The organism is Pelorhabdus sp. sgz311002 (assembly GCF_056134285.1).
Genome location: NZ_JBWBCL010000010.1, coordinates 1 through 21,215 on the forward strand (window position 1 = coordinate 1; position 21,215 = coordinate 21,215).

Here is a 21,215-nt window from a genome sequence, read left to right on the forward strand (position 1 = left end):
TTGTTACTTATCCATCGTTTAGTTTTCAGAGAGCCGCTACCGAAGCAGCTTAGATAGTTTATCATCTTTCGAACCAGTTTGTCAAGCACTTTTTTCAAAGTTTCTTTTTTAACCGTTTCGCCTTCTTTTCAGAAGCGATGATTCTTTTCTGTTTTCGTGCCGCCCATCGGCGACTTGTTTATAATAACATAGGGGTAAACTTATGTCAACACTTTTTGTGAAACTTTTTATTTTTATTGACTTTGGAGACTCTTGGCGTATTTACAATAATCGTTCTTATAAAAAAAACATGCTCTACTCTTAGAAAATCAATTGACACTTTTTCTATTTCGCATCTATAATAATCATAAACAATCATATTCAATCATATTCAATCAATTAAACTCATTATTTTGAAATAAATCGACCAAAAACACGCAACTATTCCATTTTTAAGGAGGTATCTTATGTTTGCCGAAGAGCGCAAAGCGGAAATCTTACAACTTATGAAAATTGGACAGACAGTAAAAGTAATTGAACTGTGCCAACACTTTGATGTATCTGAGTCAACGATTCGCCGCGACCTACAGGAGATGGAAGATGAAGGGTTATTGCAAAGAACCCACGGCGGCGCCATATTGGCGCAATCGGGTTACGAGTTCAGTTTCCACGAAAAAGAAGTACGTCATTTAAATGAAAAACAACAGATTGCAAAATATGCTGCATCGCTCGTCAAAGATGGAGAAACAATTTTGCTTGATGCCGGAACAACGACTTTAGAAATTGCTCACTTCTTACAAAATAGATCTATTACGGTTGGTACAAATAGTATGGATATTGCCCAAAAGTTTGCCGATGACGCTACCGTCGAAGTTCTGCTAATCGGCGGAACCTTTCGTAAGTCCCCTAGATCGCTTGTCGGCTATCTCGCCAATGAATCACTGAAACGTCTACACTTCGATAAGGTTTTCTTAGCTGCTAACGGAGTGGACTTACTAAAAGGCGTAACAACTCCTAACGCAACGGAGGCTGAAACAAAACGCTATATGATGCTAGCCGCAGAAGAGCGGATTTTAGCGGTTGACCATAGTAAGCTGAATCAAAAGAGCTTATGCAAGATTTGCGACTTAGCTGAACTCAGCTTTATGATTACAGATCAAACGGTAAAAGCAGAAGTACTAAAACAATATGAAGGAAAAGTCAAAATTCATCTAGCTAAAGAGGCCTAACAGTAAACCCTGCGCAATAAAGGCTCCTCACCCTTATTACTTTCTATAGAAAGGAGGCTTCTCTAATGGTAGAAACAGCGAATATCATCACGGTCACCTTAAACCCAGCCTTAGATCATTCGATTTATCTCCCTTGTTTTCAAATAGGTAAAGTAAACCGTGTTCAGGAAGAACGCCTGGATCCCGGCGGCAAAGGAATTAATGTTGCGAATGTTATTCGTTCACTCGGCGAAAAGGTAACTGTCACTGGCTTTTTAGGACAAGACAACGTCAAAAAGTTTCAAGATTTCTTCTTAATGAAAGATATTGAAGATCATTTTATTACTTTACAAGGCGCCACGCGTAGCAATATGAAGCTCATTGATCAAACAAGCTGCACTGTCACAGAAGTAAATTTTCCTGGCCTAGCTTTTCAAGCAACTGATTATAAGCGCTTAGAAGAAAAAATCGCCTTTCTGGCCTCACCGAATTCGACATTTATCTTATCAGGCAGCCTGCCGCCGAATGCCCCCTCAAATATTTACGCTCAATTGATTGCTCAAATTAAAACAGCTGGGGGTCGCGCTTTCCTTGATACAAGCGGCGAAGCTTTACAACAAGCCCTGACAGCCAAACCGTATGCCATCAAACCGAACGTAGAAGAACTTAGTCAACTCTACGATCTAGACTTAACAAATCCTAGCAACTTACGAAAGATTATTGATGAACTCCTCCATAGTGGAATCGAACTTGTTGTAGTATCGCTCGGCGCTGATGGCGCAATCTTTGCTAAAGGGAAAGAAAAGCTTTTAGTCAAATCACCTACCATTTCGGTAAATTCTACAGTCGGCGCAGGCGATGCCATGGTAGGCGGAATTGCAGTCGCAACGTTACGAAACTTCTCCTTACAAAATCTAGCACGCTTGGCGACAGCCTCTGCGGCTGCCGCAGTTGCCACAGAAGGAACACAGTCTGGTTCCTTGACGGAAGTCCAAAACTTAGAGCCCCTTGTTCAAATCACAAACTGGGAGGAATCATAAATGAAAATCACAGAATTATTGAACGAAAGCTCCATTCTACTGGATATAAACGCTGTCACAAAAGAAGCTGTTTGGGAACAACTAGCCGATACTTTTCATGCAGCAAATGTCATAACAGATAAAACAGCTTACTTACAAGCTGTAGCCAAACGAGAAGAACTTGGTACAACCGGCGTTGGCTTCGGGGTTGCTATCCCTCACGCTAAATCAGACGCTGTCGCCAAACCGGCGATCGGCTTTGCCCGCATAAACGAGGGAATTGACGTAGCTTCCCTTGACGAAACAAAGGCGGATCTGTTCTTTCTCATCGCCGCACCACAGGCTGGTGACGATATTCACTTGCAAGCTCTATCCCGCTTAGCCAGGATGCTAATGCACGAATCCTTCCTTGCCGAACTCCGCTCCGCTCAAAACAAAGCAGACATCTTTGCTGCAATTCGTTCCCGCGAGGCCTGATCATTTTACCGAAATAAAAATTGAACGATAAGAAGGAGGAATTACCATGAGCAAACTGATTGCTGTTACATCCTGCCCGACCGGAATCGCCCATACCTATATGGCTGCTGAATCGCTTAGCAAGGCAGCTGGAGAAATGGGCCACACGATCAAAGTGGAAACACGCGGTTCCGTAGGAATCGAAAATGCGTTAACGCCGGAAGATATTGCCCAGGCTGACGCTGTCATTATTGCTGCTGATACAGCCATTGACACCACGCCTTTCGCTGGCAAACGTCTATATAAAATAGGCGTAGGCGCCGCCATAAAAAGTGGCAAAGATGTTATCAATGCCGCTTTAGCCTTAGAGACTCCTACAGTGGCTGCTACAAAAGATCAAGATTTTCTCAGCAAAGTGGCTGATGGCAAACAAGAAAAGTCTGCTGCTCGCACCGGCCCTTACAAGCATCTCATGACCGGCGTATCTTATATGATTCCGATGGTAGTCGCTGGCGGTCTTCTCATTGCTCTTTCTTTCGTATTCGGTATTGAAGCGTTCAAAGAAAAAGGAACTCTAGCTGCAGCCCTTATGGATATTGGCGGCGGTGCAGCCTTCGCCCTTATGGTGCCCGTCTTAGCTGGCTTCATCGCTTTTTCCATTGCCGACCGTCCCGGCCTGACACCGGGTCTCATTGGCGGTATGCTTGCTGCCAAAATTGGCGCCGGATTTCTCGGCGGAATCATTGCCGGATTTTTGGCAGGCTATACAGCTCATTGGCTCAAAGAATCGATCCGCCTCCCCAAAGCCTTAGAAGGCCTAAAACCCGTTCTTATCATTCCGCTTTTCGCTAGTGCAATTGTCGGCCTTCTCATGGTTTATGTAATCGGCACTCCTGTAAAAACCATTATGGACCTTATGACCGAAACGCTAAAAAGCATGTCTTCAGCCAACGCCGGAGTCCTGGGACTTCTACTTGGCGCCATGATGGCCTTTGATATGGGCGGCCCCGTTAACAAAGCCGCTTATGCTTTCAGTGTAGGCCTTTTAAGCAGTAACATTTTTGAACCAATGGCTGCAGTCATGGCTGCTGGTATGACGCCGCCCTTAGGCATTGCCTTAGCCACCTACCTTAGCAAGAATAAATTTACGCCAGACGAGCGGGAAGCAGGTAAAGCCGCCGCTGTCCTCGGAATCTCCTTCATTACAGAAGGTGCCATTCCCTTTGCCGCCGCTGACCCCTTCCGTGTCATACCCTCCATCATGGCTGGCTCTGCCGTTACAGGCGCTCTCTCCATGATCTTCGGCTGCACGCTTCGCGCCCCCCACGGCGGCATCTTCGTCCTTCCCATTCCCCATGCGGTTGGCAATCTGGGCATGTATATTGCAGCCATTCTTGCCGGAACAATTATCACCGCTCTCTTGCTTCACATTACCAAACCGGACCTCAGCAAAAAAACGAGCTAAATAGCTGCCTAAATAGTAAAGCCGCTAAGAAAAAAAGCCTGCAATGACTAAGCAGAAATTGCTCAGTCTTGCAGGCTTAAATTTTATCGATTCAATTCACCTATTTACTTTAGCTATCTGATTCGGTTTTCTTCTCGACAGCTGCTAAGGCAATCACTTTATCGTCTTCGCCAGTCTTCATCAGTTTCACGCCTTGCGTGTTGCGACTGATTAAAGAAATGTCTTCAATATCGATTCGAATGACAACGCCATCAATCGTAATGAGCATTAATTCCTGGCCAGGACGAACCACTTTAAGACCCACAACTTCACCAGTCTTATCAGTTACTTTAAAGTTAATGATCCCTTTGCCGCCACGAGTCTGCAAGCGGTAATCTTCAATATCAGTACGCTTGCCATAGCCGTCGGCTGTAACAGTAAGAACTTCACCATTTTTATGCGCCGTATCCATACCGACTACTTCATCATCAGTATTGAGCGAAATGCCTTTTACACCGTGAGCAGTCCGGCCCATCATGCGCACATTGCTTTCAGAAAAATGAATGGCCATGCCGCTACGTGTACCCATAATCATATTTTGCTCACCATTTGTCAGCTTCACGCCGATCAGATCATCGTCTTCATCAAGATTAATGGCGATGAGTCCACCCTTACGGGTTGTATCAAATTCAGTAAGCTCCGTCTTTTTCACGATACCATGCTTCGTTGCCATAAACAAAAAGCGATTTGGCGAGAATTCTCTGAGCGGAATAACTGCCGTAATCTTTTCATTTTGCTCAAGCTGCAGCAAATTAATAATCGCTGTACCTTTCGCCTGACGCGAAGCTTCGGGAATTTCGTAGCCTTTCAGGCGATACACCTTCCCGCGCGAAGTAAAGAACAACAGATTATGATGAGTTGACGTCACGAATAGATGTTCTACGAAATCGGATTCTTTCGTATTCATACCATTCACACCGCGGCCGCCGCGTTTTTGACTGCGGTAGGTGTCAACTGGAAGCCGTTTGATATAGCCGAAATGCGTCAAGGTGATCACAATATCTTCTTCAGCGATCAAGTCGGCAATATCGAGTTTCGACACATCGCTCGTAATCACGGTGCGGCGGTCATCGCCAAAACGACGTTTTACTTCCGTCAGCTCTTCTTTTACGATCTGGTAAACTTTCGCTTCATCAGCCAATACACTTTCTAAGTAAGCAATCGTTTCCAAAATATCTTTGTATTCCTGTTCGATTTTCTCACGTTCTAAGCCTGTTAAGCGTTGAAGGCGCATTTCCAAGATAGCCTGCGCTTGCTTTTCGCTTAGGGAGAAACCTTCCATCAATGCTTTTTTGGCAATATCGACAGTCTGCGATTGACGAATTGTAGTAATAACAGCATCTAAATGATCTAAGGCTATTTTCAAGCCTTCCAAAATATGAGCCCGCGCCTTCGCTTTCTTCAGTTCAAACTGCGTCCGGCGAATAATGACTTCCTTCTGATGCTCTAAATAATGCCATAAGGCCTGTTGCAAATTAAGCACTCGCGGCCGACCATTCACAAGAGCCAGCATATTGACACCGAAGGTTTCCTGCATCTGCGTATGTTTATAAAGCTGATTTAAAATAACGTCAGGATTCACGTCACGGCGCAGTTCAATAACAATCCGCATACCGCTGCGATCACTTTCGTCTCGTAAATCGGTAATACCCTCAATGGCTTTATCGCGCACTAAGTTGGCAATGTTTTCAATCAATCGCGCCTTATTTACCTGATAAGGAATTTCCGTAACTAAAATACGTTGTTTGCCGTTGGCCATATTTTCAACACGAGCCTGCGCTCGCATTTTCACACTGCCTCGGCCAGTGAAATAAGCCTGACGAATTCCTTCACGGCCTAAAATTAAGCCCGCCGTAGGAAAATCAGGGCCTTTTATGGCTGTCATGAGTTCTTCAATCGTCACATTCGGATTCTCAATCATCATGACAAGACCGTCAACGACTTCCCGTAAATTATGAGGCGGAATATTCGTTGCCATACCTACAGCAATCCCGGAAGACCCATTAACCAACAGATTAGGAATCTTAGCAGGAAGCACCGTAGGCTCTTGCAAGGACTCATCATAGTTCGGCGTATAGTCGACTGTATCTTTTTCGATATCTGCCAGCATTTCTTCGGCTATGCGCGACATTCTTACTTCTGTATAACGCATAGCTGCCGCCGAATCGCCGTCAACCGATCCGAAGTTACCATGACCGTCTACCAAAAGATAGCGTGTGGAGAAATCCTGCGCCAAACGAACCGTTGCATCATAAACGGAACTATCACCATGCGGATGATACTTACCGAGCACTTCGCCGACGATACGAGCCGATTTCTTGTATGGCTTGTTCGGCGTCATCCCCGCTTCATGCATTGCGTACAAAATCCGCCGATGCACTGGTTTAAGACCATCTCTAACATCTGGCAAGGCGCGCATGACAATAACGCTCATTGCATAGTCAATATAGGAGTTCTTCATTTCCTCTTCGAGACGAACAGGCAATACCTTACCTATACCTAAATCCACATTCTCACCTCAAAAAACATAAAATCTCGAATTATATACTTTCCCGATCCATGCAAAAAATTCCTGCTTGTCTTTCAAAGAAAAGCAATTTATATGCCAAAACGTCCCGTATGATGGAACGTGCAGACATTTTCCTGCCCCTCTTCAATAGGCTCACCATGAATTCCTAATAAAATCCGACTAATATAATCTACCTCTTGCTTACTAAATACAGGTTCCTTGCCGCCAGTAAAATCAAGGGCTGCCAAAGTTTCTAGTTTTTTCACTGGAACCCCATCGACAAAGAGTGGTAGCTTCAGTTCAATGCTTTCATCCGAAAAAAGCACTACCGAACGAATCGGAATGTATTTATCAAGATGAAAAAGACTAATGACTGATTTAATCGCCGCCTCATGCCCTCTAGCCTGCAGCGTTGGACTATAAAACTGTTTTGTATCATAGCGTTTTTCTTGCGCCCAATATTGTTTATTATCGGTTAGGGAAATACGGCCCTTCACATTTTTCGTTTCAATTAACACAATGCCATAAGGTCCCACAAGCAAATGATCAATCTGGGCTGTCTTTTGATTTGATTGAACTTCCAAATCATTTAAAATAACCCAATCATTCGATAACTCTTTTACTAAAAAGGCGGAAACGCGCCGTTCTCCCTCGGCTCCCGACATACAGGCGCCATAATGCTGCAGAGCCAACCGATTTAAGAGAATACCAATACCAATACCGACTAAGGAGCCATATTTGAGGATAGCAGGAAGATCCCCGTGCATTAGAGTGATGAAATGACAAATTACAAATACTAAGGAAAGCGCAATCCCGCCATTCATTAGGCGCTTTCCTTTCATAGCCTCTTTTTCCAAGAGAGAGTCTGCTTTTAATAAATACGCCATATATTACTCCTTTACTTTACAGCAAGCTTACGTTCTGACCGTTCATTGCGACGCTGTTCATAGAGTTCTAACAATTTTGCTGTATTCTCTGAAGCAAACATGTAAGAGGTATACTCCGGCGCCTCACGGCATTTTTCTATAGCTGCCTTTAAATCATAAAATACGTTCCATTTTGCTGTCACCAAAGGCTTCCCGGACAATCGCAGTAAATAAGCGGGATGAAACGTGGGAATCGCCCAAATTCCTGCTTCTGTTTGAAACCATTTTCCCCGTTCTTTCGTAATCTTTTTATCAGCTCCGTAAAGATATCGCAAAGCCACGCTCCCTAAAGCCACGATCGCCTGCGGCTTTACTAAAGCGATCTCTTTGGCGAGCCACAAGTCCGCGCAAAAACAGCCCTCTTCTATCGTCGGCGTTCGATTTCCTTGAGGTCGGCATTTGACTACATTGGTCGTGTATACCCGGTCCCTAGTCACGCCCACACTCCATAAAGCTTTATCAAGCAATTGACCTGACGGCCCCACCAGCGGCACGCCATACTCATCCTCGACGCCGCCTGGCCCCTCGCCGATAATCATTAAGGGGCTTTTAGCCGTACCAGTATAACTTGTCGGTCCACGATTCGTCGTATTGCACAAGTCACAGCTGCGACATGTTAATAAGCCCGCTTCTAATTCTTCTATTGTTGCATAGTTTTCCACTGTAGCCACCTGCCACAACTTAAGCATTCGCACTTAAGCTTTTCCTTTTATTGTGACATAATTTAAAATAAATGTACAGATTCTTTCATAGCGACACGACTTGTGGATAAACCTTGTGTTTTTTGTGGATAATAGCGCTTTTTCGTGGATAAGTTGTGGAAAATTGCAATAGTCTATTTCCTTATATTGCAGTTTTGTGCACAGCTCTGTGTACAAACTGTTGATAACTCTGTTTATAACTGCGTTTTTTTGTGTATAACACTGTAGATAAGAGAAACTTCGGACATCAGAACTTTTGACTTCCTTGGAATAGTTGTGGACTGGCCCATTAATAAATCTACTGCTAAGAGTTGACAGGGCAAAGAGAGTATGGTTTTATGTACAAAAGACACTTTCTAAAATGACTGAAAGGAGCTTTCTTATGCCAAAACGCTTGCTATTGCTCTTTTTCGCAGCCTTCTTACTCCTAGGAACCCATCCGGTCTTTGCCGCCATCTATATAGATAAGGACAATGCGTTCCAAATGACAACACCGCCAAACTGGACTGTCATGGAGCAATATACAGTAACAGGTAAAACGATCGTGCTCACGCCTTCTGGTTTTGGCACAACGGCAATCATTGCCAGTGTTGCTCCCGTTGACCCGCTGGATGATTCCCATAAAAGCTTTGCCGACTATAACGAGGCTGAACTCACAGAGCTTATTGATGGAATCAAGCAAGAAATTTTTCATACGATTCCCTCTGTCACTTTTGAAAAATCGCAAATCCGCCTGTTCGGAAACAACAAAGCTCTACTGCTGAATTACCGCGATAAAGAAAAAAAATATTGTTTAGCCGAATTTTTGCAACAAGATCGACTCTATATGTTCATTTTTTCGGCACCGCCGCAGGAATACCAAGAAACAGTGCCGCCCTTCTTCCAAATGCTTACAAGTATCCAATTTCTTGCCGAAGCTGGGCCTAACCAGCCTTCCCAAGACATTCCGTTAATTTAAAAGAAGCCTCATAATGCGTTGCGTTTCCCTACTGTTTCTTGTTTTCTTTCTTGCCTCGCCCCCCGTCTTTGCTAACTCTTTAACGGGTACAGCAAGCTACGAGTATACCAAGCAAGCCGGTCAATCAAAGCAGCTGACCCAGGACATTACAGCAAGTATGACGATCAATGCCACCCCCTCGCTTTGGCTTGGCACTACCGTAGAGTCAAATCATACTAATGGACAAAATCCCGTGAATACAGTAAACGATTTTTATCTCCGCTTTCATCCCGCTGACAATGAATATACAATTGGTAAACAAAGCTGTATTTTAGGCAATGGCCTAATCGCCAGCATCAGCGGCGCTACCGGAATTCAAACCTATATTAAAACTGCCGACCACCAAACAATTTCTCTCTTCTATGGTAAAAAAAGTCGACCGTTTACAGCAGTTGAAATTTCCCCTGACATAGCGCAGTCTTTAACCATGGAGCTAAGCTACTTTCGTGAACAAAACAGCTATGTGGGACTTACGGCACAACAACAACTCTCTCCCCGACTATCCCTTACTGTAGATGTAGCCGCAAATCTTACGCAAGGCTCCAAAGGCTATCTTATTACTCTTGCCCAAGGCGATTTACAAGGTCCTGGCAGCACCCTCTTGTCTGTGGAGTATCATAACATTGCCGCAGGCGCCGTATCAGCCTACTGTACTGATTCCACTTATGATAATTCTACTGGCCTGCATCTAGAATTGAATCGCAAAATAGGAGCAAACAGCATCCTAACAATATATCGCGATTTTTCTCGCTCCTTTACAGCTAGCCGCAACGCTAAAACCTATCTTGCTTTATCGAATGTCTTCTAGTTATAAAACGCCGTTGAATCACGCTAAGACAAAAATCCTCTAGAGATTTTGCCATTTGGCAGTATCTCTAGAGGATTTTTATTTTAGATTAATTTCCCGAAGAGGCAATGACAGCACCAATCAAAACAGCAGCTATAATCCGCATTTCTCGTTCATGCCGTTCTCTTTCCTGCTCCTGCCGCCTATGCCATTCTCGTTCGCTTTCATGAGGATGACGCCGCATTTCATGCTCATGTCGTTTCTGCTCTTCCCGCATTCTGCGATCATGTTCACGCTGTCTTTCTTCATGCTCGCGCTCTCGTTCCATGTGATGCCGATCGTCTAATTGAATCACTGAGCGATTCTCCTGAGTGAGCGGCGATGCCTCAAGTACTGAAACGCCCCAGCCGATCTGCATCATGCCAACAAGCGAATAAATCATTATTTTTTTCCCCACTCTTTTCATAAAGTAGCCTCCCCTAAAAATTCCTTGCTTATAAGATAACAGGAACGTATGACAAATTAATGACACCTTAATAGTCCCAAAAGAACCGTCCTTTCAGTAATTTTTCGCTTAAAAGATTCCATTCATCAGCAGGCAAAGTGGTTTTCATTTCAGTAAGCAGCGCCTGTTTATCAAAACGATCATGAACCATTGCAATATGAGCCCCAGATGCATCGGCGTCAAGTTCCAAGAAAGCGCCTTGCTGTTTATTTTTCGGCCACATTTCCCATTGTACGAATCCCGAACTATTAGGGTTGCCTGTATAAAGAAAATTCTTCACATACGCAGCCAAGGCTACACTTAGTTCATCTCTCCCTGGTTTATTGGCCTTGGTATAGTAGATATTCGGAAACAGCTTTTGAAAAGGAAACTCTTCATGCCCTGTATAAAAATCAATGTCAGCAGCATGGGCTGCGCCAAGCAGTTGATTCCACGGCGCAGCAATGGCAGCTTCATTTCTTCCCCAAGCAAAACGATAGACATATATAGGCGGTTGTTTAGCATTCCCCCTTAATAGATCGGCTGCTCGTTCCGACACAAACCCAGAGAACATTTTACCGCCAAATTCGACGCTAGCTTGATACAATTTAAACTTAGCTTCGTCCTGCAAAATACTGCGATCTTTTAGCGCTGCCGCAAAATAAGGCTCAACGACAGTATAGTAGGCAAACTCACGAGCCATGCTACCTAGCACTAGCGGAACTTGATTATAGTTGCCGCTTGTAATAACGGCGGCGCCGTCTTTAGGAATGACATAGCCATCGGCAAACAGATGGGGAAAAGGCGCCATGCGAATATTATCAGGCCTTGGTGGCGTTACTGACGCCATATCAAGACTACGCAGGTAGTTCGCAGTTTCCGTCGCCGAATGTGCAACAAGCCACTTTTCAGCCGCAGCTTCGTCAGCGGCTTCGCCTGTTTTCACTAGAATCTTTTTCACATAAGCCTGACTAAATGCCTCTCCCTGCTCCGGTTTAGCAAAGGTAAAGCCGCCGCTCAAGGCCATGGCTTTTTGAAATAACCCCTTGCCTAAAGGAGAAATCAGAGCCGCCATCACATCGCGCGCACCGGCAGACTGACCGGAAAGAGTTACATTATGGGGATTACCGCCGAAACTTTCAATCGATCCTTGTACCCATTCCAAGGACTTCAAGATATCTAGCAAACCGTAATTCCCCGAGTCATCTAGCGGATCTCCCGTCTTTAGGGCGCTGTAATTTAACCAGCCCAAAGCTCCCAACCGATAATTCACGGAAACAATAATACTATTTGTACGCGTCGCTAAAAGATCGCCTTTAAAGGTCTCACCTGATCCATTGAAATTCCCACCACCATGCACAAAAACAAGGACAGGTAGATTTTGCTCGTTCGTAGCTGGACGCCATATATTGAGATACAAACAATCTTCGCTACCAAGCAATTTTGCTCCCGCAAGCTGCGCACTAGCCTTTGAAAATTTCTTAGTCGACAAAACGCCGCTCCAAGCGTCCACAGTCTGCGGCGCCCGCCAGCGAAGCTCGTCAATTGGCGGTTTCGCATAGGGAACCCCCAGCCAGGCAAAGGTTTTCGTTGTTTGATCTTCGACGCCTTCCACGCTGCCATATTTCGTTGCTTGCAAAACTTTTCCCTGATAGGCCAAAGTACTAGGGCTTGTCTGACCCGCGCCGTAGGCAACCGTACCAAATAGAGCAATGGAAACCATGGTCATCAGCAAAGTGCGGATTTTTTTCATAAGGACCTCCTATTATCACCGAATCAGCAATCTTTTTTTCAGTATAAAATAAGGCTAGGAAATAAGCCACTATTTTTACCTTTTCCCGCCCCCATAAAGGAATTGACTGAAAAAAGCGGAAATAGTAGCAAGAAAGCAAATGGAACCCGTAAGGGAAAAGGAGATGGTGAAAGTATGTTTCGTGGAATTATTACACCAGTCATTACCCCATTAAAAGAAAATCGAGAGCTTGACTTTGCCGGCATGGAAGCCGTCATTGAACATCTAATTGGCGGCGGCATGAACGGCTTGTTATTTTTAGGAAGCCTTGGCGAATTCTTTGCTTTGACAAGCGCCGAGAAAAAAGAACTCATTCGCTTTGTTGTAGCGAAGGTGAATAACCGAATTCCCGTTCTTATCGGCACAGGCGGCACTGTTGTATCGGAAGTAATTGAACTCACCCAATTTGCTAAAGAAGCAGGCGCTGACGGCGCCGTGCTGATTTCTCCTTACTATTTCAGCCTCAACGAAGCAACGATTGCCGCTTATTATGAAGAAATTGCGAAAAACACGAGTTTACCTTTACTTATCTATAATTTTCCTGACCGAACCAGCGTGAATCTCAGCCCGCAGTTAATTGCTAATCTGGCCAAAAACTATCCTCAAATTGTGGGAATGAAGGACACGGTAGATAATATCAGCCATACGCGTGAACTAATTCAAACGGTTAAAACAGTTGCACCGGACTTCTCCATCTTGTCAGGCTTCGACGAATATTTACTTCCTAATCTTATGGCAGGCGGCGACGGTGTCATCTGCGGTCTGACTAATATCGTCCCTGAGCTGTTCAGCGCTCTGTTAATTAACTACCAGCAGGGGAACTTCGCCGCCATCGGCCATGGTCAAGAAAAAATCAATATTCTGATGAATCTTTATAAAGTTTCGCAGCCCTTCATCTCAGGAATCAAAGCAGCAACCGCCCTACGCGGAGTTCCCGTGACTTCTCTCTGCAAGGCGCCATCCTTGCCACTTACGACTGAGCAGGAAACAGAGGTCAAATTGTTGCTGAACAAAGCGCAAATTCTCTAAAGTGGAGGAAGTCTGTTTATGGAGACCACTATAAATGCCTTAATTGTCGATCCGAAAGACAGCGTAGCTGTGGCAGTGACACCCCTTATGGTCGGCGATCAAGCCTGTTTTCTCGTAAATAATAGCAAACAAGAGTTGCCGCTAGTAACGGCGGTTCCCATCTATCACAAATTCAGCCTCATATCCATTGCGAAAGGCGAAAAAATCTATAAATACGGCCAAGTCATTGGCCGAGCTACTTGCGATATTGCGCCAGGCACGCACGTCCACAGTCATAATCTGATGAGTATCAGAGAAACGCTTGCCTCTCAAGAAGGAGGGCAAACCAATTGAACTTTTTAGGTTATAAACGGCCCGATGGAAAAGTAGGCATCCGCAATCTCGTTTTACTTTTGCCTACCTCAGCCTGCTCCAGTGAGACTTGCCGCATGGCCGCCAGTCAAGTTCAGGGAGCGATCAGTATTGTCAACCAAAACGGTTGCGCACAGGTAGAAGGCGATCTAGCAATTACCAAAGAAGTTCTGTCAGGCCTTGCCGCCAATCCAAATGTATATGGAACCATCCTCATCGGCCTCGGCTGTGAAAATGCCCAACCTGATGATATGGAAAAACTGATTCAAAGTAAAACGAACAAACCCTTGCACAAACTTGTGATTCAGCAGGAAGGCGGCACAATTGCTACCATAAAAAAAGCAGTAGAACTTGCTCGGCAGCTTGCCACGGAAGCATCCTGCCTGCAGCGGGAGTCTTTCCCTTTATCAGAATTAATTGTCGGCACAAACTGCGGCGGCTCTGATCCAACGTCAGGGCTGGCAGCAAATCCGGTTGTGGGAAATTTAAGTGACCGCCTTGTTGACCTTGGCTCAACTTCGATTCTCTGTGAGACAACCGAGTTTATCGGCGCCGAACACATTTTAGCGAAACAGGCCGCTACGCCGGAAATCGCCGAGCAAATATATACCATTATCAAACGCTATGAACAACATTTAGCCAACGTAGGAGAAAGCTTGCACAATGGCAACCCTTCCCCAGGCAATAAGGCCGGAGGGATTACTACGTTAGAAGAAAAATCACTTGGCTGTATTCATAAGGGCGGACACCGCCCGATCAGAGAAGTTTTCGACTACGCCCAGCGCCCTACTAAAAAGGGCCTTGTCATTATGGACACGCCGGGCTATGACATCGCTTCAGTAACAGGCGTAGCGGCAGGCGGAGCACAAGTTATGGTCTTTACGACAGGCCGCGGCACGCCAACAGGCAATCCGATTATGCCAGTATTAAAACTCACAGGAAACAAGGATACCTATGAATGTATGAAAGACAACATAGACTTTGACGCCAGTCCAGTTTTTCAAGGCGTAGCAATTGAATCCCTGGGTGAAAAACTTTTGCACGAAGTACTAGCCGTCGCCAATGGAAAAATAGTAAAAGCAGAAGCCTTAGGATTTAATGATATTGCCATCAGCCGCCTCTGTAACTACGTGTAAAAAAAGAGCAAGAGCCGATTGGATTCGTTCCAGTTGACTCTTGCTTTTTCACCATTCCCGAGAAAAAACGACTCAGCTATTAAGAAATCCCTGAAAATAGTCGATATTTACTATATAAATATTATTTTAATTGGAGATGACGAATGAATGGACTTATCAGGAATTTCTTCGTTGACCGGATCTCAGTCGCTAGAAAATCAAATACAAAACAACTCATCGCAAGATGACAGCAGCAACGCTTCCGGCTGGAGATATGTAACGATTCAGGAAGGCAATAAGATTTGTACATATATTATGATTGGCAAAAACATGAAGATTCTCGTCGGCGAAACTGCTGCTAAAGACAAAGACGATGATCCACAGAAAGCAGCAAAAGATAAGCAACAGACCGAAAAAACGGCCGATCAGTCAAAATCCACAGAACAAGCAACTGCCACAAACCAGGCCAAAAGCAAAACAAAAAAAGCAGAAGAAGTAGTGCCTTTTCTTGCTGATACGAGAATGCTTGGCTTAACAGCGTTGCATCAACAACGAATGTGGGAAATAATGGCTAACCTGGGAAACCAGACCGACACTGACAAAGTAGCAAAAACAAGTGAGTCTGATACGAACAGTACCCTTAAATAATCAAGAACAGCCAGATAACGGGTGGAATTATCTTTTCCATCAGCCCCTATAAAGGGGCTTTTTTTTATGCTTTACGCGAACAAGGATCCAGTGTCGTTGCATGATCTTTCACTGTAGTTTTTCGGTCAAAAGACCAGCTTACTAAGGTGATCATTAGTCCCGCAAAAGTAACGGATGCTGCCGCCATTGGAATAGCATTTAGACCCAGGCTGCTATTGATAACAAGCCCACCGAGAAATGCCCCGCCGGCATTGCCAAGATTAAAAGAACTAATATTCAATGCTGCCGCAATACTTGGAGCTGTCTTTGCCACTGCTAATACTCGCATTTGCAATGCTGGCACGATAGCAAAGGCTGCAATTCCCCATAAGAATATGGTAAGAAGCGCCGCCCATTTTTCATGACTAGTAAAGGTGAACCCAGCTAATATGGCAGCTAGTAGTAGTAGCATCCCCGCCAGGGACGGCATCAATTTCCAATCCGATAATTTACCGCCAATCAGATTTCCGATTGTCATTCCCAATCCGAATAAAAGCAAAATGGGAGTAATAGCCGCTTCGCTAAAGCCAGTAATGTCGGTCAATAGGGGAGCGATATAGGTGAATGCGGTAAAGACTCCGCCAAAACCTAGCACGGTCATTAATAAAGCCAGGATTACCTGTTTATTATATAGAACCTGTAGTTCCTGACTCAGACTCGCTGGTTTATCCGGCTCTAAGTGGGGAATGAGCAGGGCAATGCCTCCTAACGAAATACCGCCTAACAAGCTCACAAAACCAAAGGTCATCCGCCAGCCCCAGTTGTGGCCAATATAAGTACCCAGTGGAACGCCTAAAATATTGGCTAACGTGAGGCCAGCAAACATCATTGCTACTGCCCGGGATTGCTGTTCTTGTTTGACTAACCGTGTGGCGACAACAGAACCTACACCGAAAAAGGTGCCGTGAGTAAAAGAAGCGACAATTCGAGCCGCCATAAGTACAGTATAGTTAGGAGCGACTACAGCTAATAAGTTTCCTGCAACAAAGACTAGCATCAATCGGAAAAGCAATTTTTTGCGTGGTAATTGCCTTGTTAAGGACGTAATCACCGGCCCGCCCAGCGCTACTCCAATGGCATAACCGCTAATTAAAAGACCCGCAGCACTAATAGATACTTGTAAATCGGTTGCAACATCTAACAATATCCCCATAATGACGAATTCAGTGGTTCCAATGGAAAAAGCACTGATAAGCAGAGCAACAATTGCCAACGGGATTTTGGGTCCACTTTTATTTTCAATCATAAGAATCTCTCCTTTATTGATGTATTGTTCGTTTGCCGCTATTATAAATCGATTTATTCTTTTTAGGAAGAAGTGATATTTTTTTCATATAATTTCCCGAAGGAAAGTTTAGCAATATTGTTAATAGAGAAACAACAATTTGATGAATTGAAAGGACCGCAGCAAAATAAATAAGCAAGGTCCTTATAACTATCTTTTCGGAAATCATATGAATTTAAATACACTACTTCACAAAATGAAGTTAAACCATTACAATAACCTCAACAGCCCGCAAGGGTATTTAAAGGAGGTTTTTCTAATGTTACAAAGTAAACGAGTTGTTATAATTGGCGGAAGTTCAGGAATTGGTTTAGCAGCAACAAAACTGACTCTAGAACAAGGCGCGGAAGTGGTTATAGCAAGCCGTTCTGCGGAAAAACTGGAAAAGGCAAAAGCAGAACTTGGCGGACAAATCAAAACTTATCGTCTAGATATTAGCAATGAAGATCAGGTGAAATCATTTTTTGAAATTGTCGGTACTATAGATCATCTAGTAGTTACGGCTGCCGAAACATCCGGTGGACCCTTTCTTTATGCAGACACAACAAAGGATCATACGATGTTTGAAAACAAATTTTGGGGACAGTATTATGCAGCAAAGTATGGGGCCTCAGCAATTTCTCCTGGTGGGTCGATTACTTTGTTTTCAGGTATTGTAGCCTATAAAGCCCTGGTTGGCTCAGCTACTCTTAGCGCAATTAATGCAGCAGTGAGTGCGCTGGGGAGAACTCTTGCGTTGGAACTGGCCCCCATTCGCGTCAATGTGATTTCACCGGGAATTATTGATACTCCGTCTCGAAGCAAAATGCCAGAAGCAGCACGTAACCAGTTCTATACAGACCTAGCCGGTAAGCTGCCGCTAAAAAGAGTCGGAGCAGCAGAAGATGTTGCAAAAGGAATTGTTTATTTGCTAAATAACGACTTTGTTACTGGCACGGTATTGCATGTAGATGGTGGCCATAGACTGATTTAAGATAGTGATCGGTCTACTATCTCAAGTGGTATTCACTGAAATATTGGCTATAAAAAAACGTTGGCGTGCTGCCAACGTTTTTTTACTATTCCTCTAGTTATCTCGTTATTAAAGTTTGCACAAAATTTGAGATAGTTCCTGCACGTTCTTTGTTTTCTGCTTAAAAGCTATGACGAATTCCCATATTAATAAGCCATGGTGTTTTCGTTTTGTCGCCAGTAGCCTTCTCTATTTCGATATAGCTACTTGTTTCGCGATTTAATCGATTAGTAAATCCTACAATAAATTCTAACCAAGTTCCCTTGAGATTTTGTTCCAAAGTGACAGGCCTTAGTATCCCATTAGACATCGTAATTCTACTTCCCGCCTGAAACTCTCGCAACACCGATATCTTCCCATAAAAGCTGCTTTGGGCTGTTTGTCGTCCCAGGGCTAACCCCAACCGACCTACTAAAGAATGCAGAACACCATTTTGCACATTTGTCTGATCACTTGTCACATAACTCGCTCGGCCAATCCGTCCCAAAGTCCACTCTGTCTGCGGCTCTATATACCATTGATTCGGCAGTTTTTTGCGATAACCATATTCTACAGACAGACTGCTCGTCCAAGCTGCGCTACTGCCGCTTACCTTCGTATTTGCAAGGTTCTGTAAATAGCTATCATAGTTATTCCGCTCTTTCCCGCCCTTGACTATAATGTCGAGATAATTCCCTTTCCGTCCCAGCCAACTGCCATAAAGACTAAGGCTGCTATTGCTAGCCTTGCCGCTTCCTCTCGCCAGCGTTATATCGGAAGAAAGATATCCGACGGCATAACCGCTATACCAAGCGCCAGCTTTGACCGTATGCTTTGCATCATATCCCCCTTGAATGGCTGTGTAAGTTTGCGTCAAGGACCGTGCTTCATTATCTTTAAGTTCTTGCGCCCCGCGATAGATTCGAGTCCAAATCCCCTGCTTGCCCTGGCTACCGCGTAGTTCTCCCAGGCGTTTTTCCAAGCTGTTCGTTGCTGCTCGCCACAAAACCAGCGAACCAATTCCCATATCGCTAGCTGTATAGAGGGTTTCACTTGGCTTCACTGGTGTAGGCGTTGATGGTTGCCCTGAGCTATCTTGATTACTAACCAAGGCATTAATGCTCCAGGTTGTCCCAGCATTACTAACCGAGAGGCTTGGCGTATAGCGGTAAGCCCCTACATCGGTCGCCACTGCTGTAAATTTCGTTTGGCTGCTTGGCACATCGGCAAAGATAGCGCTCCCTGTAACCGTTTTTCCACTGGCAAAACCAGGATCATAGGCTACCTGGACTGTATTTACATTCGTCCCATTTGCGCTTTGAATCGTAATTCGATCAGACTGCCCCTTCGCTAGATTGGTATTAATAGTAAAAGCCGCATTCCCAGTCAGCTTGCCGATAGTCAGATGATTTCCCACCGTCTGGCCATGGGCTAACTGAATCAGACTGCCTTGATCTACCATAAGATCGTTTACAGTATATGTTCCCGCGCTTCCTGTTAACGCCAATTCTGCTTGCGTTAATGTCGTTGTGCCGCCAAGCACTGTCCCATCCGCTAAATAGATAACTCCACCGGAACTCACCCTAGTGCCGCTGGCTATGCCGCCGCTCGCCAAAGTCATCGTACCGCCTTCTAGCTTAGTGTTGATAGCCGATCCGCCCTGATTCACATTTTGATCGCCGCCACTCTGGACCTGCGTATTACTGGCTGTCCCGCCACTCGTAATAGTTTGTGTCCCCCCACTGACCACTGTCGTCGAATCAGCTTGGCCTGATATGATCTGCGTTCCCGAAATGATCGTGCCAGTAGCTTTGCCGCCAGATGACGCTGTCTGTGTGGCCCCGGAATTGATCGTGCTGCTTGTATCACTACCGCCAGGATCTACAGTCTGCGAACCAGCATTTTGAATTCCAGTAGCGCTACCACCGCTATCGACAGTTTGAACGCCGCAGGGATAAATCGTAATGCCCTCTGCACTGCCGCCGGAGTAAACATGCTGCGTTCCGCCAGCAGAAATCGTAGTGCTTACTGCCCTACCGCCGGAAGACACATTTTGCAAACCACTGCGGTTGATCGTCGTACTCGTTGCCGTGCCGCCCGATGAAATCGTTTGCGTACCGCCACTATTAATGATCGTAGAAGTCACCTTGCCATCACTACCCACTTCTTGGTAGCCGCCCGCAAAAATCGCTGTACTCACCGCCTCCCCGCTAATATATACCTTTTGCCGCCCGCCAGCAGAAATCAGCGTATTTGTCGCAACGCCACAGCTATAGACAATCTGCTGACCACCACTTAGCAGGGTATTCAGCGCACTGCCACTCGTATAAACATACTGCTGACTACCGCTATGAATCGTGGTCCCCATTGCAATGCCATCGCCATATACAGACTGTTGCCCACCGCTCAACAGCGTCGTGTTGATGGCCTGACCACTACTATAAACCACCTGATTGCCATAAGAGATGGTCGTATTTTCGACTGCCCCACCCCTTACCTGCTGCTTACCATTACTGACTATCGTACTCTTTGCATTGCCACCACTACACACGATCTGAGTTCCGCCAAGATCCACTTCTGTACTTGTGGCTATCCCGCCACCAGAAATAACCTGTGTCCCGCCAGCAATAGTTGTACTTCTGGCACTACCGCAGTCATATATGGTCTGACTGCCACCATTATAAATCATCGTATGTATTGCCTGCCCGCCACTCTCTATCGCTTGATCCCCCCCTGCCGATACAGTATGACCGCTAAAGCTATAAACATTACCAATTACTGTGCCGCTGGCTTGACCGCCATTTGAAACAAGCTGCGTACCACCACGCAGCAGCGTGTCCTTTGTTGTGCCATGATCGACACTCTGCGTACCGCTACTTTGAACTGTCGTACTTGTCGCACTGCCGCCATCGTGAATCTTTTGCGTTCCACCACTCACCGTTTCTCCCGAAACCTGCGCCCCTGAACCGCTTACCTCTGCCGTAAAAGCAGCATGTACAGTGCTAAAAAACAAGCTATCGACCACCTCGCCGCCGCGTTCAACCAGATTCGCCATGATATAAGGCTCTTTCTCTGGCACGGCTCCTGCCAAGGGCAACAGAGTTGCTGCATTCACTTGCACACCGTTCACCATAGCTAAAACTATAGATAGGGCTTTTTGCTGCTGCAATGCGCTCTTTCTCTGCTGTTTACGCATTATCTTTGCCTCGATTTTTTGATTTCTTCCAATCTCCTTCTAGTTCATACCAGCAAATTTCTCAATCATATCGTCTGACTACGTTCTGCCCGCTTACCGTTTTGTATCAAGGCTTAGTAAAATAGCCGATCCAAGCATGCTGTCTCAGAATGGCTGGATCCCCCCGCTAAATCAAACTGTAAGCCTGCGTCTAATAATT

18 protein-coding genes are annotated in these 21,215 nt (G+C 45.1%); 11 read left to right on the forward strand and 7 right to left on the reverse strand.

Going from position 1 to position 21,215, the window contains the following annotated elements; all coding sequences use genetic code 11:
• Positions 1 to 446 precede the first annotated feature (446 nt).
• From AC0NJP_RS13840 to AC0NJP_RS13855, 4 genes are all read left to right on the forward strand, one after another.
• Complete coding sequence (locus tag AC0NJP_RS13840) at positions 447 to 1,208, forward strand: DeoR/GlpR family DNA-binding transcription regulator (protein WP_474040726.1); 762 nt, start codon at positions 447 to 449, stop codon at positions 1,206 to 1,208.
• Between the two features lie 65 nt (positions 1,209 to 1,273).
• On the forward strand, positions 1,274 to 2,227 hold the full coding sequence (gene pfkB, locus AC0NJP_RS13845) for a 1-phosphofructokinase (RefSeq protein WP_474040727.1): 954 nt from the start codon (positions 1,274 to 1,276) through the stop codon (positions 2,225 to 2,227).
• Positions 2,228 to 2,683 (forward strand): PTS sugar transporter subunit IIA, encoded by a 456-nt coding sequence (locus AC0NJP_RS13850; RefSeq protein WP_474040728.1) that lies wholly within the window; start codon positions 2,228 to 2,230, stop codon positions 2,681 to 2,683. It begins immediately after the preceding gene.
• 46 nt (positions 2,684 to 2,729) lie between these two features.
• Positions 2,730 to 4,127 (forward strand): PTS fructose transporter subunit IIC, encoded by a 1,398-nt coding sequence (locus AC0NJP_RS13855; protein ID WP_474040729.1) that lies wholly within the window; start codon positions 2,730 to 2,732, stop codon positions 4,125 to 4,127.
• A 109-nt stretch (positions 4,128 to 4,236) separates the two neighbouring features.
• On the opposite strand, the gene gyrA is transcribed toward AC0NJP_RS13855, so the two are convergent.
• The 3 genes from gyrA to AC0NJP_RS13870 form a co-directional block, all read right to left on the reverse strand.
• Positions 4,237 to 6,675, reverse strand: a complete 2,439-nt coding sequence (gyrA, locus tag AC0NJP_RS13860; RefSeq protein ID WP_474040730.1) for a DNA gyrase subunit A — start codon at positions 6,673 to 6,675, stop codon at positions 4,237 to 4,239.
• A gap of 89 nt (positions 6,676 to 6,764) precedes the next feature.
• On the reverse strand, positions 6,765 to 7,562 hold the full coding sequence (locus AC0NJP_RS13865; RefSeq protein ID WP_474700190.1) for a nuclease-related domain-containing protein: 798 nt from the start codon (positions 7,560 to 7,562) through the stop codon (positions 6,765 to 6,767).
• An 11-nt stretch (positions 7,563 to 7,573) separates the two neighbouring features.
• Positions 7,574 to 8,290 carry a uracil-DNA glycosylase gene (locus AC0NJP_RS13870; protein ID WP_474040941.1) on the reverse strand — a complete coding sequence of 239 codons (717 nt, stop codon included), beginning with the start codon at positions 8,288 to 8,290 and terminating at the stop codon, positions 7,574 to 7,576.
• Positions 8,291 to 8,684: 394 nt separating this feature from the next.
• On the opposite strand from AC0NJP_RS13870, the gene AC0NJP_RS13875 reads away from it, so the two are divergent.
• Both AC0NJP_RS13875 and AC0NJP_RS13880 read left to right on the forward strand, forming a co-directional pair.
• Complete coding sequence (locus AC0NJP_RS13875; RefSeq protein WP_474700191.1) at positions 8,685 to 9,260, forward strand: hypothetical protein; 576 nt, start codon at positions 8,685 to 8,687, stop codon at positions 9,258 to 9,260.
• Positions 9,261 to 9,273: 13 nt separating this feature from the next.
• The gene (locus AC0NJP_RS13880; RefSeq protein ID WP_474700192.1) at positions 9,274 to 10,107 is read left to right on the forward strand and encodes a hypothetical protein; all 834 of its coding nucleotides are present in this window, start codon (positions 9,274 to 9,276) and stop codon (positions 10,105 to 10,107) included.
• 88 nt (positions 10,108 to 10,195) lie between these two features.
• Here the strand turns inward: AC0NJP_RS13880 and AC0NJP_RS13885 are convergent, their stop codons facing one another.
• Both AC0NJP_RS13885 and AC0NJP_RS13890 read right to left on the reverse strand, forming a co-directional pair.
• Entirely contained in the window at positions 10,196 to 10,552 is a 357-nt protein-coding gene (locus AC0NJP_RS13885) for a hypothetical protein (RefSeq protein ID WP_474040734.1), read from the reverse strand.
• A gap of 67 nt (positions 10,553 to 10,619) precedes the next feature.
• The gene (locus tag AC0NJP_RS13890; RefSeq protein ID WP_474700193.1) at positions 10,620 to 12,323 is read right to left on the reverse strand and encodes a carboxylesterase family protein; all 1,704 of its coding nucleotides are present in this window, start codon (positions 12,321 to 12,323) and stop codon (positions 10,620 to 10,622) included.
• Between the two features lie 174 nt (positions 12,324 to 12,497).
• On the opposite strand from AC0NJP_RS13890, the gene dapA reads away from it, so the two are divergent.
• The 4 genes from dapA (at position 12,498) to AC0NJP_RS13910 (ending at position 15,505) form a co-directional block, all read left to right on the forward strand.
• On the forward strand, positions 12,498 to 13,391 hold the full coding sequence (gene dapA, locus AC0NJP_RS13895; protein WP_474040736.1) for a 4-hydroxy-tetrahydrodipicolinate synthase: 894 nt from the start codon (positions 12,498 to 12,500) through the stop codon (positions 13,389 to 13,391).
• An 18-nt stretch (positions 13,392 to 13,409) separates the two neighbouring features.
• Positions 13,410 to 13,724, forward strand: coding sequence for a UxaA family hydrolase (locus tag AC0NJP_RS13900; RefSeq protein ID WP_474040737.1), 315 nt, complete (start codon positions 13,410 to 13,412; stop codon positions 13,722 to 13,724).
• Positions 13,721 to 14,878 (forward strand): UxaA family hydrolase, encoded by a 1,158-nt coding sequence (locus tag AC0NJP_RS13905; RefSeq protein ID WP_474040738.1) that lies wholly within the window; start codon positions 13,721 to 13,723, stop codon positions 14,876 to 14,878. The genes AC0NJP_RS13900 and AC0NJP_RS13905 overlap by 4 nt, the downstream gene beginning before the upstream one ends.
• Before the next feature lie 147 nt (positions 14,879 to 15,025).
• Positions 15,026 to 15,505, forward strand: coding sequence for a hypothetical protein (locus AC0NJP_RS13910; protein WP_474040739.1), 480 nt, complete (start codon positions 15,026 to 15,028; stop codon positions 15,503 to 15,505).
• A 64-nt stretch (positions 15,506 to 15,569) separates the two neighbouring features.
• On the opposite strand, the gene AC0NJP_RS13915 is transcribed toward AC0NJP_RS13910, so the two are convergent.
• Complete coding sequence (locus AC0NJP_RS13915; RefSeq protein WP_474040740.1) at positions 15,570 to 16,790, reverse strand: MFS transporter; 1,221 nt, start codon at positions 16,788 to 16,790, stop codon at positions 15,570 to 15,572.
• Positions 16,791 to 17,088: 298 nt separating this feature from the next.
• On the opposite strand from AC0NJP_RS13915, the gene AC0NJP_RS13920 reads away from it, so the two are divergent.
• Positions 17,089 to 17,802, forward strand: a complete 714-nt coding sequence (locus AC0NJP_RS13920) for an SDR family oxidoreductase (RefSeq protein WP_474700194.1) — start codon at positions 17,089 to 17,091, stop codon at positions 17,800 to 17,802.
• Positions 17,803 to 17,962: 160 nt separating this feature from the next.
• Here the strand turns inward: AC0NJP_RS13920 and AC0NJP_RS13925 are convergent, their stop codons facing one another.
• Positions 17,963 to 21,016 carry an autotransporter outer membrane beta-barrel domain-containing protein gene (locus AC0NJP_RS13925; protein WP_474700195.1) on the reverse strand — a complete coding sequence of 1,018 codons (3,054 nt, stop codon included), beginning with the start codon at positions 21,014 to 21,016 and terminating at the stop codon, positions 17,963 to 17,965.
• Positions 21,017 to 21,215: the final 199 nt, after the last annotated feature.

Excerpts from the sequence above, each read along its gene's own strand:
- pfkB (WP_474040727.1), top strand. The coding sequence starts at position 1,274 with ATGGTAGAAACAGCGAATATCATCACGGTCACCTTAAACCCAGCCTTA.
- AC0NJP_RS13890 (WP_474700193.1), bottom strand. The coding sequence starts at position 12,323 with ATGAAAAAAATCCGCACTTTGCTGATGACCATGGTTTCCATTGCTCTA.
- AC0NJP_RS13925 (WP_474700195.1), bottom strand. The coding sequence starts at position 21,016 with ATGCGTAAACAGCAGAGAAAGAGCGCATTGCAGCAGCAAAAAGCCCTA.
- AC0NJP_RS13900 (WP_474040737.1), top strand. The coding sequence starts at position 13,410 with ATGGAGACCACTATAAATGCCTTAATTGTCGATCCGAAAGACAGCGTA.
- AC0NJP_RS13880 (WP_474700192.1), top strand. The coding sequence starts at position 9,274 with ATGCGTTGCGTTTCCCTACTGTTTCTTGTTTTCTTTCTTGCCTCGCCC.
- AC0NJP_RS13870 (WP_474040941.1), bottom strand. The coding sequence starts at position 8,290 with ATGCTTAAGTTGTGGCAGGTGGCTACAGTGGAAAACTATGCAACAATA.
- AC0NJP_RS13885 (WP_474040734.1), bottom strand. The coding sequence starts at position 10,552 with ATGAAAAGAGTGGGGAAAAAAATAATGATTTATTCGCTTGTTGGCATG.
- AC0NJP_RS13855 (WP_474040729.1), top strand. The coding sequence starts at position 2,730 with ATGAGCAAACTGATTGCTGTTACATCCTGCCCGACCGGAATCGCCCAT.
- AC0NJP_RS13920 (WP_474700194.1), top strand. The coding sequence starts at position 17,089 with ATGTTACAAAGTAAACGAGTTGTTATAATTGGCGGAAGTTCAGGAATT.
- AC0NJP_RS13865 (WP_474700190.1), bottom strand. The coding sequence starts at position 7,562 with ATGGCGTATTTATTAAAAGCAGACTCTCTCTTGGAAAAAGAGGCTATG.
- dapA (WP_474040736.1), top strand. The coding sequence starts at position 12,498 with ATGTTTCGTGGAATTATTACACCAGTCATTACCCCATTAAAAGAAAAT.
- AC0NJP_RS13850 (WP_474040728.1), top strand. The coding sequence starts at position 2,228 with ATGAAAATCACAGAATTATTGAACGAAAGCTCCATTCTACTGGATATA.
- AC0NJP_RS13910 (WP_474040739.1), top strand. The coding sequence starts at position 15,026 with ATGGACTTATCAGGAATTTCTTCGTTGACCGGATCTCAGTCGCTAGAA.
- AC0NJP_RS13875 (WP_474700191.1), top strand. The coding sequence starts at position 8,685 with ATGCCAAAACGCTTGCTATTGCTCTTTTTCGCAGCCTTCTTACTCCTA.
- AC0NJP_RS13915 (WP_474040740.1), bottom strand. The coding sequence starts at position 16,790 with ATGATTGAAAATAAAAGTGGACCCAAAATCCCGTTGGCAATTGTTGCT.
- AC0NJP_RS13840 (WP_474040726.1), top strand. The coding sequence starts at position 447 with ATGTTTGCCGAAGAGCGCAAAGCGGAAATCTTACAACTTATGAAAATT.